This window comes from Psychrosphaera aestuarii, from assembly GCF_017948405.1.
Taxonomy (GTDB): domain Bacteria; phylum Pseudomonadota; class Gammaproteobacteria; order Enterobacterales; family Alteromonadaceae; genus Psychrosphaera; species Psychrosphaera aestuarii.
In genome coordinates, this window is the sequence record NZ_CP072844.1 from 1,007,873 (window position 1) to 1,023,951 (window position 16,079).

Sequence of the window (16,079 nt, forward strand, 5' to 3'; positions counted from 1 at the left end):
AGAATGATTAAAAATAAATGACGTCGTTTAATTGTGGAATATTGGCGTGCCATCCAACTTTTTTTGCTTCATTTTTTAGCGCCTCTTTTGCAAGCGTCTCTCCATGAACAATATATAAGTGAGGTTTTGGATCCGAGAAATTACTCAACCACGATAATAGTTGCGATTGGCTAGCATGTGCTGAAAAACCACCTAATGTATGAATTTGTGCATTAACAGCAATGGTTTCGCCAGCTAGTTTGAATGTCTTCGCACCGTCAACCAATGCTCGCCCGGGTGTCCCTTCCGCTTGATAACCAACAAACACAACATGAGACTGCCTGCGCCATAAATTATGTTTGAAGTGATGGCGAATTCGGCCACCGTTGCACATACCGCTGCCAGCAATAATAATCGCACCATTTACTATATTGTTGATCGCCATCGATTCTTTTGTGCTCTGAGAGTATCGCAATATAGGTAAAAATGAATGTAAACTCCGTAAGTTAGAGCGACCATTCCCCTTTGCGTCTTGAATTTGTTTTTGATCTTCGTCGTTATAAGTGTTTTGGTACTTGTGATATACCTCTGTAACGGCAATAGCCATAGGACTATCTAAATAGGCGACTTGATGCGTTAGCAATCCCTCTTGATACAACTCACCGAGTCTAAAAATAATTTCTTGGGTTCGGCCTACCGCAAACGAAGGAATGAGTATATTTCCACCGTCACGTGAAGCTTGCAGAATGACATCTTTAAATTCGTCTAGGGTTTCTTCCATAGACTTGTGTTCTCGGTCACCGTAAGTTGACTCAATTAATAGAATGTCAGCTTCAGATACCACGGCTGGGTCATTTAAAAGTGCAGCTTGTGAGTTTCCTAAATCGCCGGAAAATACTAATTTCTTTTTCTTATGGCCATCATCAACCCAGATTTCAACAATTGCTGAGCCAAGAATGTGACCAGCATCTCGATAATTTAATTCAATATCATCAGTGACGTTGAACCGATGACAATAAGGAACGCCTACGCAAAAGTTCATGGCACGCTCAGCATCGTCCTGTGTATAGATAGGATCAATTTCTTTTTTACCGGCGCGACGACGTTTTTTATTTTCCCATTCGGCGTCACGTTCTTGTAACGAACCAGCATCTTTAAGCAGAATATCAACAAGATCAAGAGTTGGGCGAGTCATAAAAATAGGACCGTCGTAACCCTCATTAATTAACAAGGGAATACGCCCGGAGTGATCAAGGTGTGCGTGCGAGATGATCACAGCATCGATAAAGGTTAAATCAAAGGGCAAGGTTTGATGGTTTTTCTTTTCTTCATCACGCCGCCCTTGAAATAAACCCGAGTCCAATAAGACAGAGCTATTCTCTGTTTTTAACAGATACATCGAGCCTGTTACTCCCTCTACTGCACCGTAAAATATTAGTTCAGCCATTGCTTTGTCCTCTATTTACCATCGCCACTGGTTTATTGCAGGGCTGTCTACCCCATGCTTATGCGCATAATCGATATGTGATTGCTGTTGCTCCTTAAGCTTGTGTTTTAATTGTAAGCCTGCAGATTGAAGTGCTGGCACGCGACTAATGGTTTCAATAGCAAGGCTAAAACGGTCTATTTTATTAATAATGGCAAGCTCTAAAGGGGTATTAATATTTCCTCTTTCTTGATAACCACGCACATGAAAGTGCTCGTGATTGTGTCGTTTGTATGTCAAACGATGGATAATCCAAGGGTAACCATGGAAGTTAAATATTACCGGTATGTTGGCCGGAAATAAGGCATCAAAGTGCAGATCACTTAGCCCCTTAGGATGAGTGTGTTCAGATGCGAGAGTGAATAAATCAATCACATTAATAACTCTAATTTTTAAGTCAGGAAAAGCGGTCATTAATATTTTTGTTGCCGCTAACACTTCCTTTGTTGGCACATCACCACAGCAGGCTAAAACAATATCAGGGGTGTTTTCTTCATCGGTGCTTGCCCATGACCACTTACCTATACCGGCATAAACATGTTGTTTCGCTTCCTCGTAGGATAGGTATTGAAGATGCGCTTGTTTATCACAAGTAACAACATTAATTAGGTTTTCGGACCGAAAGCATTTTTCCATCACATGTAATAAGCAGTTGGCATCAGGTGGGAAATAAGCTCGCACAACCTCTGGGTTCTTGTTTAACACTAAACTTATAAATCCTGGGTCTTGATGAGTAAACCCATTATGATCTTGACGCCAAACCGTTGAAGTAATTAGCATATTTAACGATGCAATGGGTGAGCGCCAGGTTATGTCCTTAGCGACTTCTAGCCACTTGGCATGTTGATTAAACATAGAGTCAATCACATGAATAAATGCTTCGTAAGTTGAAATTAAGCCATGCCGCCCCGTTAGCAAATAACCTTCTAACCAGCCTTCCACTGTATGTTCCGACAACATTTCTAATACTCGGCCACTTGGGCTAAGCTCTCCGCCATCCGCATCTTCAGGTAAGTAGTTGGCTAACCACAGTTTTTTGCTAACTCTATATATATCATCAAGTTTATTTGAGCTGTTTTCATCCGGACTAAACACCCGAAAATTTGTTGGGTTTTTGTCCATTATAGAGCAACAAAATGCGCCAAGAGGTTGAGTGTTAGAATGATAAGTCTGGCCAGGGCTGCCGACTGACACACAAAAATCTTTGCTATTAGGTAGGTTTAAAGGTTTCTTAATGCGACCAGCATTTGCATCTGGACTCAAGCTCATTTTTAAATGGTTGTCCGGTATAAATTTACTGATAGCGGCTAATAGCTGACCGTTATTATCAAATAGTTCTTCTGGCTTATAACTTGAAAGCCAATCTGCAAGTTGATTAAATTGTTCGGCATCAGTGTGAACGGACTTTAGTGGCACTTGGTGGGAACGCCAGAAACCTTCTAACTTTTGCTTATGACTGTATTTGGGACCTGTCCAGCCTTTTGGCGAGCGCAGGATAATCATAGGCCAGTGCGCCCGAGTTGCTTGATTGTTTTTGCGAGCGGTGACCTGGATGTGCTCAATTTGATCTAATGCCGCAGTGATCGCAGATGCCATCTCAATATGCATTTTATCCGGCTCGGATCCTTCGACAAAAATCGGGGTCCAACCATAACCACGGAATAAACTAGTGAGTTCCTCGTTGCCAATCCTTGATAATAGTGTTGGGTTGTTTATTTTATATCCGTTTAAATGCAGAAACGGCAGTACCGCGCCATCTCTAATTGGATTAAGAAACTTGTTGCTGTGCCACGCCGTTGCCAACGGACCGGTTTCGGCTTCGCCATCACCAACCACGACCGACACAATTAGTTTGGGGTTATCAAAGGCTGCACCAAAAGCATGCGATAAGCTATAACCTAATTCTCCACCTTCATGAATAGAACCGGGTAACTCCGGTGTGCAATGGCTTCCTAGTCCACCAGGGAATGAGAACTTTTGGCATAAGTTTTTGAGACCGTCAGCGTCAGCGGTAAACTCAGGATAATAGTGCTCAAACCCCTTCTCAAGAAAAACCGGCGCGATAACCCCAGGAGCGCCATGCCCTGGACCAGCAATAAATATCATTGGGCATGAACGTTGAATAATTTGCCAATTTAAATGGCAGTATATGAAGGAAAGTCCGGGACTCGATCCCCAGTGGCCAATTAAGCGCTCTTTTAAATCGGCTTGTTGAAGAGGGCGGCGGAGTAAAACATTATCGCGAAGAAAGATCATTGCTGTCGCAATGTAGTTACAAGTTCGCCAAAGCTTATCAATTCCATCAAAAGGAGGAGAGGTATTGTCGTTTTTTAATACTGTCATTATTTGCCTCCAAGGCATTAGGTGACAGAACTACGGCACCAAAGAACGCTTACCTTTAGATTAGTTCAATTTTAGCGATGCTGGATGACAATGTACGGCTTTAATGATCTAGAACAACTTATGTGGGTAAATGCTCGGATAAGAATTGGCTGAAAATATCGACAGTGAGTGGTTTCGTTAAGTAGTGATCGACACCCGCGGCAAAAGCCCGATCAAAGTCCTGTTTCATTGCGTTTGCCGAAAGTCCGCAAATCAAAAGGTCATTAAAGCCTTTTTCACGCAAATTTTTAGTTGCCTGGTAGCCATCCATGATAGGCATTTGCATATCCATTAGAACTAAATCATAACGTGTGCTTTCAGCGAGTTTAATTGCTTCTAATCCATTTTCTGCTAAGTCATAAGTCATTCCAAGTAATTCAATCATTTTTGAAGCAACCATTTGATTTATCTTATTATCTTCAACTAATAAAACGTGCGCATTAAACTGCTCGGTCGTAAGGTTATTGTTCGTTTCTGTTGATTTTTCATTTTGATGTGAATGCGCAAGCTTAGTCAGGAACTGTCGGAAATCATTAGGTGTTATTGGGTGACTCAACAAAGGCACATCAAACTCTCGACTTAGTTCTTTTAGATTAGTGTAATCGTTCGTGTCTCCAATCAAGCCAAGCCGAACGCCTTTTTCGTTGAGTATTAAAATCTGACTTTTTAAAGTAGTCACGCTACTTGTTTGGGGTTGCAAAACAACAACCTTACTGTCGAGTGGATCATTAGCCATATCAAACGGGTGTTGAAGCTCGTCGTTCGAAGATAAAAAGGTAACTTTTACATTATGTTGTTGCCAAAAGCGAGTCGGCATCAAAGCCTCATCCTCATTGCAAATATAATAAATGTGTTCGACAGAAGGGTGATCGAACCGAACATGGTTATTGTCGTTGACACTATCGAGAGGCAAGGTGACCGTAAACTTGCTGCCGTGGTTAAATTTAGATTCACACCTTATTTGACCATGCATGAGTTCAACTAAATTACTCACGATAGACAAGCCTAAGCCTGTGCCACCGTATTTTCGACTTGTCGAACCATCAGCTTGAGTAAATGACTCAAACACCTTATCTTGTTGTTTGGTGGTCATTCCCACACCAGTGTCGGACACAGAAATCTCTAAATAAGAATTGTCATTTTTGATGTAGTTAACAGAAATAGCAACATGACCTTGGTCGGTAAACTTTATAGCGTTATTACAAATGTTTAAAATTATTTGACCAATACGACTTGGATCACCTTTCAACAATGGGGGCATTGTTGAGTCAATATAAGCTCTAAGATTTAAATTTTTCTCGTAGGTTTTTGCCGTTAAACTATGGATTAGGGAATCGAGTAACTCATAGATAGAAAAATCGATTTCTTCGATAGATAATTTTCCAGCCTCTATTTTTGAGAAGTCCAGAATGTCGTTAATCACGCTCATCATAATGTTGCTAGAGTAATTAATTTTCTCTAAGTAGTTTTGTTGCGTTTTATCTAACTCTGTCATTCTAAGTAAATCGACAAAACCAATGATGCCATTCATTGGCGTTCTGATTTCATGGCTCATATTTGCCAAAAACATACTTTTTGAATTAGTGGCCTCTTCCGCTTTTTGCTTTTCAATTTGTAGCGCATTGTTTGTTTCGATTTGTTGCTTATTCTGAATTTCAGACTGTTCTAACAGCTTGATTGTTTGCTTGTTTTTGTCACTAAATACTTGAGCGGCCCGAGCTAATTGACCAATTTCATCTTTTTTATCTAATTCAGGAATTGACTTTACCGTCTCACCTTCGCTGAGCTTGGTGAACAAAGAGGTAATTCTGTGAATGGGCGATACGACACGGCGTACAAAAAATATTGCAGTCGACACTGACAATAGTATCGCTAAAATTAAAAAGCCGTTGGTATAACTGGAAAAAGTAGCAAGACTCTTTTCTGTACTGTCTCTGTTAAGTGCGACGTCTTGATTAACCAATTTTGATAATACGTTGGTAATATACAGAAACTCATTTGCAGAGCCAGACATCACGACATTAACTAAAAATATATAACCTCGGGTGATTTGAGTGAGTTGATTAAAACTCGTTTCTATTAATTTAATTTTATTCATCACCTCTTTGATGACTGGTTCCGGTAGGTTACTGCGAGTCACTAAATTGGATAAATTAACAAGGTGTCGTTTAAAACTTTCTATTTGCTCAAAAGTTGGGGCATTCAAATATTTAACTGCAGCTAGCTCAGTAGAAGTAACTTCAATTTCCAAGTTTTTAATAGTTATGTTGGAGTCACTACTTTTTAGAGAGGCTCGAATATCATTTAATGGTTGTTCAATATTGCTTTTGTAAAGCTGAGTGCGCTCTCTTTTGCCATTAACAACTTGTTGAAAATTTTCTTGATAATTAGTCAAATGCCCACGTAACGCTGATATATAACCTTCAATATCTTGTTCTGTCGTTTCAGAATATTGTTTGGATTCAAACTCTGAAATATTGTTATCTATTGATTCGATTAAGCTTAAGGTGCGTGTAAGGACTGAGGCACTGCTGGTTTCTTTAAAAATAAGAACGTTGCGCTGCATGTCTAACAGTTCTTTTTCTAAATTTGCCACAATCTGGACATTAGTAATAGTTTGCTGGTTAACAGTCTGTTGGGTCTTGAAGGTGTTGAAGGTAGCACGAAACAATACCACTTCTAAAAGTAGTAAAAACGTGAGTGAAAAAAGCACTAAAAGAAGCTGTGTTTTTAAAGACGTAAGCATCAATTTACCAATTTAGGAGTTAATAAACTCATACCATTTTTGCAAACTGTAATCATAAGATTGCATAACTGAATTCCATACCGCAACATTACTAAATCGTTTTTCATAACTACCACCACGCCTTATTTCGCCTTGTTTTACTACGGTTTTACCGTCAGTCCCCATAAGGTTTGAAGACGCTGGCTTTCCTTGGTACCAATAATCCCACTCGGCACCACTTAGATATTTTGCCGAACGTTGCGGATTACTAATGTAATAACCTTGTCGCGCTATAAAAGCACCTGGCCAGCCAGACAGCCACCAATTCATATAATCATAGGCCGCATCCTTTACTCGTCCCTGCGTGGCAGAGGATAGACACATCACACCATGCCAACCTCGATAGCCTTCTTTAGGTGCCGCATAGGTAACTGGAATGCCCATTCCATTTAACTGCGATGCAGCAGGAGAGAACATACTTTCAATATGGACCCTACCGGATTTCATAAATTGAACAGATTCAGGTACTGAGGTCCAAAATCCATTAAAGTGATCTTGCCGCTTTAATTCAATCAAAATATCAAAAAGCTTATCTAATTCATTATTAGAAATAGCACCGATATCGTTAAAAGTCATTAAGCCCTGTCCTTGAGCCGCTAAGGCTAGATCAAACACACCGATTGTTGGCGCGTTAACAATACCCACTTTTCCTTTGTTTTTGGGGTCTAATAACCACCCCCAACTCTCAGTCTCATAGGGAATGCCCTGTTTAATATGATTAGTGTTGTAGCCAAAGGAGTCGACATTATGTACATAAGGTAAAAAACTTAACTGGTCAGTGTGATCCGTGCCAAGTTCGCCGTTATTTTGAACGTGCAGTATTCTGTAAGGGGCGTCACCTGCACCAAAATTCGAATTCGTGTTTAGCTGCCCGGTCTTAGATAGGTTATTAATTTCATCCCAGTTTTGAATTCTTTTTTTATCAATCGCTTGAATGGCCTTCGAAGACCAAAGAACACGTATACTGTTTGACCATTGCTCATATAAGTCAAAGGATTGCGGTGCCATTGATGCTTTTTGTAATACAGCCGCGCTGCCTCTGGGCTCAAAAACTAAGTTAATTCCTAAATCTGCCATTGCTTGCTGTCGTAGCGTTTCTTGTAACGTGACGTGGGTTCCTAAAATACGAACTGTAGTTGTCGTTTTTGAAAAAACTAACGGAGCCTTACCCATTACCCAAGCCGAACCGGCGACTTTTCCTAGTAGTTTAATTGTATTGCGCTTGGGCTCGTTTATTTTATCGTTACAGGACATACAGTTAAATCCGTGATTAATATAAAAATATAGAGTTTTAAGCGTAGCCTAAAGCCACAGAGGTGCAATAACAGTTTACGCTATTTGTTATGGTTCGTTATTGCGAATTTAGTAATTCAGCGACGGTTTTTGGTGGTTAATCGAAAACAATGTCAATTAACGTAAATTTAATTGATTCATATTGAAGGTTTTCCGTATATAGACATACATCACTATATTTACACAAATTTTTATGGAAAAGGGTTTGACCTTGAAAACCACGTTACCCAGTCAATTTAAAATGAGCACGTTGGCTATTACCTGCATTGTGCTTAGCGCCTGTAGCAGTCATTATCAAATGCCAACTGCACTGAAGCAACAGACGCTTAATTCGGATACAACGCCCGAATCATGGAGCATAGGTGCTCAAAAGAGCAAGAATCTAATTTCAGAAGGCACGTTTCAAGAATTGAACGATGACCAAATTAGGCAATTAGTTAACCGAGCGCTTTCGAATAACCTGCAGTTACAGCAACAAAATGACTCACTTAAGATAAAAGAACAAGCCGTTATAGCCAGTGGTAGCAATTTATGGCCATCGCTAGAAGCGGGTTTAACGACTGGGCGCAGCAAGTCAGTTAATCCGAGTTCAATAAGTAATAAATTTGATGCGGATATTACCCTTCGGTACGAATTAGATTTATGGCAAAAGCTTGCGGCTTCTGACAAAAAAGCCAACTTAGAGTACTTAGCCGAACAGGCTTTATTTGAAGAGGCCAAGCAAGCCTTAATCGCAAATGTAGTATTAGCCTGGTTTGATGTGATAGAAGCCAATAAACTTTTGAGTTTGTACTCACAACGGATTGAAAACGCTAAACAAAACTTATCAATTATCGAGTCTGGTTATCAACAAGGTTTAAACGGCGCACTCGATGTTTATTTAGCGAGAAACGAGTTACACAGTGAAGAGTCAAGATTGGCCTTACAACAAACAACACAGTCAACGGCAATTCGTGCGCTTGAACGGCTAATCGGTGAATATCCTGCCGCTTTACTAGAAGTGAACGCTAATATTCCTACTTTTAAATCATCTTTAGATATTGGTATTCCTTCAGAGCTTATTAAGAAAAAGCCATCCTTAAAAGCGAGCTGGTATCAGTTAATGGCAAAAGACGCTGGGCTTGCCTTTGCTCACAAGCAGCGCTTTCCAAGTTTTGTATTATCCGCATCAACAGGCGATAGTGCTGCGCGTTTTTCCGAATTATTTAGTGCGTCTGGACTAGCCTGGAATTTAGTAGGCAACTTAACGGCGCCACTATTTGAAGGTGGAAGAATAAAAGCCAATGAGCGATCCGCTGAGTTTCAATTGCAACAAGCAGAAAAAAAATACCTAGACGATATCTATTCGGCTTTTGAAAATGTTGAAAACACGCTGTCAGCACAGCGCAGTTTAGTGGTGCGATACGAGTCAACAAAACAAGCAATGGAAAATGCCGTTGCGGCAGAAAAGCTAGCGTTTGAACAGTATCAAAGTGGCTTGGTAACTTACACCACAGTGCTAGATGCGCAAAGTAGAGCCTTTGACGCACAAAGCTCATTGATTCAAATAAAAAAACAGCGGGCCGCGAATCGCATTCAACTGCAACTACAGCTAGGCACTGCATTTATTGAAACTAATAACAATACATCGACAGGCGACACCAACAATGATTAATGTGAAAAAACTAATTCTTCCAGTAGCAGTGCTAACCGGGACTATGTTCCTTTACTCTTTTATCATGTCTAATCCACCTGAGGCGCAGCGTCGCGGTCCGTCGAAAGCTTCACAAATGTCGGTTCAAGTAGAAAAGATTGAAAGTAAAGACTATCCCATTGTGTTGGAGAGTTATGGAACGGTTCAACCAAGAACCCAGAGCGGTTTAGTTTCTCAAGTTGGTGGTCAAATTACTTATGTTAGTGATCAATTTAGAGAAGGTGGATTTATCAGCAAAGGAGATGTTTTAGTCATTGTTGATGATAGAGATTATTTAGCAGAGGTTAATATTGCAAAATCGGGGTTGCTATCAGCACAACAAGGTTTAGTTGAAGAGCAGGCTCGCGTTGATCAAGCCGCTACTGACTGGAAAAGACTTGGGAATAGTAAGACACCAAGCGATTTAGTACTGCGAAAGCCTCAATTAGAAGCGGCTAAGGCAAAGGTTTTGTCAGCTGAAGCACAGCTACAAAAAGCACGATTATCATTAGAACGAACAAAAATCACTGCTCCTTATAATGGCAGAATACTGACCAAACTGGTGGATTACGGGCAGGTCATATCCGGCAATACGAAAGTGGCTGATATTTACGCCACCGATTATGTAGAAATTCGTTTACCGATAAAAAATAAAGATTTGGCTTTAATGACTTTACCGGAAGAATTTCAAGATGAAGCCGGTACCGTGGCAGATGCCAAGCAAATCTTATTTAAGTCTGATCTAGTTGGTGACCAAAAATGGCTCGGAAAAGCCGTTCGCACCGAAGGTGCAATTGACGAAAAATCTCAACAGCTTTATATCGTAGGACAAATTGATGAGCCATTTGTAAAAGGCGCTCATAAAACTAATCAGCGTTCTGTGCCAATTAAAATCGGTCAATATGTGACAGCAGACATTCAAGGTAAAACATTGTCGGACGCCATCGTAATTCCAAATAAAGCGATATACCAAGGAAGTTACGTTTACATAGTTGTTGACGGCTTATTAAGAAGAACCGAAGTGTCAGTACGTTGGCAAAATGACGAAGATGCCGTTATAGATAAAGGCCTGTCTCCAGGCGATTTATTAGTTGTTACCTCGCTTGGACAAGTTAGTTCGGGGACTCGAGTTTCAATTATTGGTGACGATGAAGCAGCTCCAAGTGGTCAAATAGAAACAAGAAAAAAAACTCGTAAAGATGACGCTACCAGAGGCAACTCAGAACAAAAAGGTAAAGCGCAAAGAGGTGAACAACAATGATTGCATGGTTTGCGAGAAACGGTGTTGCCGCTAATTTACTCATGTTTTCGGTATTATTTGCCGGACTATTTAGTTTAAGCACCCAAATTCCTTTTGAAGTTTTTCCATCATTTGAGACAGATAGAATAAGTATTAACGTAACACTTCGAGGTGCTACACCTGAGGATACGGAACAAGGAATTGCAATTCGAATTGAAGAAGCTGTGCAGGACTTAGAGGGCATTGAGCAAATTACCAGTCGCTCAACAGAAGGCTCTGCTTCTGTAACAGTAGAGGTTGAGAGTGGCTACGATGCGCGAGAGATGTTGGCCGACATCAAAAGTCGGGTTGATGCAATAAATACGTTTCCTAGCGATGCTGAAAAGCCAGTAATTGCGCTAGCACAGCGTAAACGAGAAGTCATTGCGGTGGCGCTGTCTAGCGTTTACGGTGAAAAGGAGTTACATGAATATGCAGAGCAAATTAGAGATGATTTATTAAAAATCCAAGGCATCACTCAAATAGAGTTAAGTGGCGTTCGCAATTACGAAATTGCAGTGGAGATTTCAACAGATAAATTACGTCAATACGGTTTAACTTTGGGGCAGGTTTCTTCGGCTATTTCAAATTCAAGTGTGGATGTTTCTGCCGGTACGCTGAAAACAACCGGTGGTGACGTATTGCTTCGCTCAAAAGGGCAGGCATATCGACAAGACGAATTTGCTCAAATTCCAGTAAAAACCAACCCAGATGGCACGATTATTCGATTGTCTGATATTGCTATTGTTCTGGACGACTTTGAAGAAACGCCAATACGTACCCGTTTTAACGGGAACCAAGCGGCGTTTTTAGATGTGTATCGAATTGGCCAGCAAAGTGCTATTGAAGTTGCTGATAAAGTAAAAGCGTATATTGAGCAAAAGCAATTATCGTTACCTTATGGTTATGAGCTTAGCTATTGGGATGACGATTCACAAATCGTTAAAAACCGTATTTCAACGTTAACGACCAGTGCGCTGCAGGGGGGCTTTTTAGTTCTATTATTACTAACGCTATTCTTGCGCCCTGCTATCGCTTTTTGGGTATTCATTGGTATTCCTGTGTCGTTTATGGGCGCCTTTATTGTTATGCCTTGGTTTGGTATTTCTTTAAATGTGATGAGTCTGTTTGGTTTTATTCTCGTACTGGGCATCGTTGTTGATGATGCGATCGTGACTGGGGAAAATATTTATACACACTTACGAAATGCAGAATCAGGCGAAGAAGCCGTAATTAAAGGGACTCAGGAGGTGGCAACACCAGTGACGTTTGGTATTTTAACAACCGTTGCAGCCTTCTTACCTTTGTCGTTTATTGAAGGTGCTAGAGGTGCGTTATTCGCTCAGATCCCAGTTATTGTCATTCCCATTTTGTTAATGTCGCTGGTGGAGTCTAAATTTGTTTTACCATCACATTTAAAAAACTTAAAACTTCGTCGTGAAAAAAATCAGATTAGTAAGTTGGAAGCGTTTCAACATAGATTTGCAGACGGCTTTGAGCACTTAATCCTTCGTTACTATCAACCTGTTTTGCGCGTTGCCATTCGAAATAAATTCGCGACAGTAAGCTTATTTTTATCTGTATTTTTAATTATATTGGCGCTGATCATGAGTGGCTGGACAAAGTTTATCTTTTTCCCACGCATTCCAAGTGAAACAGTGCGAGTAAATATCTCAATGCCAGCCGGTACGCCATTTGAAGTAACCAACAAATACATCATTAAAATGTCAGATAAAGCAAAAATACTGCAAGACAAATATGTTGATGAGGATACAGGTAAGAGCGTCATTATGAATATTTTGGCGACAACCGGAGGTCGTGGCGGCGTTTCAAATCAAGGTGGTGTCCGTTTTGAAATCATTCCGCCGGAGCAACGTTCGTCTACAATAACTGCAAATGATTTAGCTAGAGAGTGGCGAAAACTAATCGGTCCAATCCCTGGAGCAGAAAGCGTGACTTTTAGATCCGAAATTGGCCGCACATCGAGCCCGATTGATGTTCAGTTGTCAGGTACGTCATTAGATACGTTAAAAGAAGTCGCAGATTTAGTTAAGCAACGACTTGCTACCTATCCAACCGTTTTTGATATCGCGGACTCACTGTCAGATGGTAAACAAGAACTGCAAATTGAATTAACGCAACAAGGTGTCGCGCTTGGGCTGACAAGAATGGAAGTATCGCGTCAAATTAGGAATGCTTTTTTTGGTGCACAAGTTCAAAGAGTTCAGCGGGGACGGGACGATGTGCGGGTCATGGTGCGACTGCCTCTATCCGAGAGAAACTCAGTCGCTCAGTTACAAGATATCTTAATTGTGACACCAGACGGTGGCACTGTACCGTTTGCACATGTTGCAAGTTTAAATGCTGGGCAAAGTCCATCCGCCATATATCGTATTGACCGATTTAGAACCGTGAACGTAACAGGCGATATTGATAAAGCCAATACCAACATGACGGTGCTACAGGCCGATTTGAAATCTTATTTAGATGAGGTTGTGTCTCAATATCCTGGCATTTCACATTCTTTAGAAGGTGAAGCGAAAGAGCAACGTGAGTCGTTTAGTTCATTGGGCTGGTCGCTACTATTTGTGTTCTTTATTATTTATGCGTTATTGGCGATTCCATTTAAATCCTATTCGCAGCCACTTATTGTAATGAGCATTATTCCTTTTGGAATGATAGGTGCAGTAATGGGACATTGGGTAATGGGTATGGAGTTAACTATCATGAGTTTACTCGGCATGCTTGCATTAATTGGGGTTGTGGTTAATGACTCATTAGTATTAGTAGATTATATAAACAAGCGACGTGCAGAAGGCTTTGAGTTGCAAGAGGCGGTTTTAACGGCGGGCAGTTCACGTTTCCGTCCGGTTATGCTTACAAGTTTAACGACCTTTATTGGTTTGATGCCATTGCTGTTTGAAAAGTCTACTCAAGCTCAGTTTTTGATACCTATGGCGGTGTCACTCGGTTTCGGTATTTTATTTGCAACGTTTATTACTTTGCTACTAGTACCAGTAAACTATTTATTGATGGCAAAGGCAAAGGCGTGGCTAACAAGTTAGCGCGTTAACAATCCTAGATATCACAAATTTATCCTTAAAAAAGCAGGCTTATTAGCCTGTTTTTTCACATCTTTACTATACTGAATTTGAAATTAGAGAAAGTGGCTCGCTTTCTCCTTGCGTTCACATTAATTCGATTCAGGAAAGTAGGATCAAAATGACTATTCAAAAGAAGTTTCTTATTGCGTTGGTTGCCTTTATTTGTGTGTTTTTAGTTATTCGAACTGCCGTTATTTGGTATGAAACAAAACAAGAGGTGAGTAACGAAGTAGAGTTGCAAAAAAGTATGATGGTCGATAAGGTTTCATCACTGTTAAATGTCACAAACGACATAATGTCAGAGCGAGTTGTAAGTAGTCTTACTTTATTAAAACAACGAGCAGCCAATTTAGGTTCACCTAGTTTAGGTGAATCCGTATCTGTAAATGGCACGTCAGCAAGAAACATCATGATTGGTGACTACTCAGTTGCAAATAACTATGCATTAGTCGATGGTTTAACTGAAGTTATGGGTGGAACAGCAACAATCTTTTCTAAACAGGGAGATGACTTCATCCGTATCAGCACCAATGTGATGAAGGAAGGTAAAAGAGCGACTGGAACCAAACTGTCACCGTCAGGTAAGGCGATGGCCGCGATAAAACAGAAAAAAGCGTACTTTGGTCAGGTCGATATTTTAGGAAAGCCATACCTAACAGCTTATGATCCAATTATTGACTCAAATGGTGATGTGATCGGTATTTGGTATGTTGGCTATTCAGCTAACCTTGGTGTATTGGCTGAACAAATATCAAAAGCTAGATTGCTCGAAAATGGTTTTGTCGCATTGCGAGATGGTAAAAAGCAACTAAGTCAGAATTCGTCACACTTAACGTCAAAACAGATAACCGACATTATAAATAGCGGTGATGGCTATGAAATAACAACAGTACCTTATACGCCTTGGGGTTATGAGATTATTCTGGGAGTTAATGACTCAGACGTTCAGGGATTGGTAATGAGCTCTATATTAGTTGGCGTAATTAAGCTGTTATTTACCATGTCATTATTCGGAGTTTTGGTCTTTGTTTTACTCAAAAAGCTTATCCTACAACCAATCCTTCAACAAACGGAAACCATACAAGAGTTAACAAAGGGTGAAGGCGACTTAACGGTTCGTATTGGTTCTGAACGCCAAGACGAAATTGGTGAAATGGCACGAGCGTTTGATGGTTTACTTGAAAAGATGCACTACACAGTTAAAAACGTTAAAGACAAAACAAATGTATTATTAAACTCAGTAGAAGAAGTATCCAAGTTAGCCAATAACATGACTAAAGATCAGGCAGAGCAACATCAAAAAGCAGATTTACTTGCTTCTGCCATTGAGGAATTTAGGGCTACCGCCGGTTTGGTTGCGTCAAATACAGATAATGCAAATAACGTATCGCAAAGTGTTTATGAAGAAGCGAAATCAGGCTCACTTACCCTTAAAGACACCACAGAACGCATCAAGCAGCAGTCACATAGTATAGCCGAATCCGAGTCTGTTATAGAAGAACTGGCTAAAGACAGTGAGTCTATCTCTACGGTACTTGATGTTATTCGTAACATAGCAGAACAAACGAACTTACTCGCATTAAATGCTGCAATTGAAGCGGCAAGAGCGGGAGAGCAGGGACGTGGCTTCGCTGTTGTTGCCGATGAGGTTCGTTCTTTAGCTAGTCGGACTCAATCATCGACAGAAGAAATTAATACCATGATTGAGAAACTGCAAAAACAAAGTAGCCGAGCAACGGAAATCATGTTTAAAAACCGTGAAGAAGCTGAACAGAATGTGCAGTTTACCGAGCAGGCGAATCAAGCATTCATGAATGTTTTAAATGCAATGCAACAAATTCACGAATTAAATGATGAAGTGTCTCGAGCAGCTAATGAGCAATCACAAGTTTCACAAACGATTGCAGAAGATGTAAGTGATGTATTTGACGCCAGTACTAGAAATAGTGAGAGAGCCGAGCAAGCGAAAGCAGCGGCCTCAAAATTAAAAGAGTTAGGAACACAAGTCGGTAAAGTATTAAATGAATTTAAGGTGTGAAAAAGTTACATCTATAAAAGTAGTAATTACTCACGTTAATAAAACAAAGCCACTGCAGATA

The 16,079-nt window shown here is 40.4% G+C and carries 8 protein-coding genes; 4 read left to right on the forward strand and 4 right to left on the reverse strand.

From position 1 onward, the window contains the following. Window positions 1–7: 7 nt before the first annotated feature. The 4 genes from J9318_RS04655 to J9318_RS04670 form a co-directional block, all read right to left on the reverse strand. Window positions 8–1,426, reverse strand: a complete 1,419-nt coding sequence (locus J9318_RS04655) for an MBL fold metallo-hydrolase RNA specificity domain-containing protein (protein ID WP_210561739.1) — start codon at window positions 1,424–1,426, stop codon at window positions 8–10. A gap of 15 nt (window positions 1,427–1,441) precedes the next feature. Continuing rightward, the gene (locus J9318_RS04660) at window positions 1,442–3,808 is read right to left on the reverse strand and encodes a phosphoketolase family protein (protein ID WP_210561741.1); all 2,367 of its coding nucleotides are present in this window, start codon (window positions 3,806–3,808) and stop codon (window positions 1,442–1,444) included. A 118-nt stretch (window positions 3,809–3,926) separates the two neighbouring features. Further along, a complete protein-coding gene (locus tag J9318_RS04665) occupies window positions 3,927–6,593 on the reverse strand; it encodes an ATP-binding protein (RefSeq protein ID WP_210561743.1) in 2,667 nt (888 codons plus the stop codon). A gap of 12 nt (window positions 6,594–6,605) precedes the next feature. Then, window positions 6,606–7,886: an ABC transporter substrate-binding protein gene (locus J9318_RS04670; RefSeq protein ID WP_210561745.1), complete on the reverse strand. Its 1,281-nt coding sequence runs from the start codon at window positions 7,884–7,886 to the stop codon at window positions 6,606–6,608. A gap of 280 nt (window positions 7,887–8,166) precedes the next feature. Here J9318_RS04670 and J9318_RS04675 point away from each other — a divergent pair, with 280 nt between their 5' ends. From J9318_RS04675 to J9318_RS04690, 4 genes are all read left to right on the forward strand, one after another. Then, window positions 8,167–9,579: an efflux transporter outer membrane subunit gene (locus J9318_RS04675; RefSeq protein WP_244732024.1), complete on the forward strand. Its 1,413-nt coding sequence runs from the start codon at window positions 8,167–8,169 to the stop codon at window positions 9,577–9,579. Beyond that, window positions 9,572–10,858 (forward strand): efflux RND transporter periplasmic adaptor subunit, encoded by a 1,287-nt coding sequence (locus J9318_RS04680; RefSeq protein WP_210561748.1) that lies wholly within the window; start codon window positions 9,572–9,574, stop codon window positions 10,856–10,858. Before J9318_RS04675 ends, J9318_RS04680 begins: the two co-directional genes overlap by 8 nt. Further along, window positions 10,855–13,941: an efflux RND transporter permease subunit gene (locus tag J9318_RS04685; protein ID WP_210561751.1), complete on the forward strand. Its 3,087-nt coding sequence runs from the start codon at window positions 10,855–10,857 to the stop codon at window positions 13,939–13,941. The genes J9318_RS04680 and J9318_RS04685 overlap by 4 nt, the downstream gene beginning before the upstream one ends. A 157-nt stretch (window positions 13,942–14,098) precedes the next feature. Further along, the gene (locus tag J9318_RS04690; protein ID WP_210561753.1) at window positions 14,099–16,018 is read left to right on the forward strand and encodes a methyl-accepting chemotaxis protein; all 1,920 of its coding nucleotides are present in this window, start codon (window positions 14,099–14,101) and stop codon (window positions 16,016–16,018) included. The last annotated feature ends 61 nt before the right edge of the window (window positions 16,019–16,079 follow it).

Coding starts and splice junctions, on each gene's coding strand:
- J9318_RS04690 (WP_210561753.1), top strand. CDS start 14,099: ATGACTATTCAAAAGAAGTTTCTTATTGCGTTGGTTGCCTTTATTTGT.
- J9318_RS04665 (WP_210561743.1), bottom strand. CDS start 6,593: ATGCTTACGTCTTTAAAAACACAGCTTCTTTTAGTGCTTTTTTCACTC.
- J9318_RS04675 (WP_244732024.1), top strand. CDS start 8,167: ATGAGCACGTTGGCTATTACCTGCATTGTGCTTAGCGCCTGTAGCAGT.
- J9318_RS04655 (WP_210561739.1), bottom strand. CDS start 1,426: ATGGCTGAACTAATATTTTACGGTGCAGTAGAGGGAGTAACAGGCTCG.
- J9318_RS04660 (WP_210561741.1), bottom strand. CDS start 3,808: ATGACAGTATTAAAAAACGACAATACCTCTCCTCCTTTTGATGGAATT.
- J9318_RS04670 (WP_210561745.1), bottom strand. CDS start 7,886: ATGTCCTGTAACGATAAAATAAACGAGCCCAAGCGCAATACAATTAAA.
- J9318_RS04685 (WP_210561751.1), top strand. CDS start 10,855: ATGATTGCATGGTTTGCGAGAAACGGTGTTGCCGCTAATTTACTCATG.
- J9318_RS04680 (WP_210561748.1), top strand. CDS start 9,572: ATGATTAATGTGAAAAAACTAATTCTTCCAGTAGCAGTGCTAACCGGG.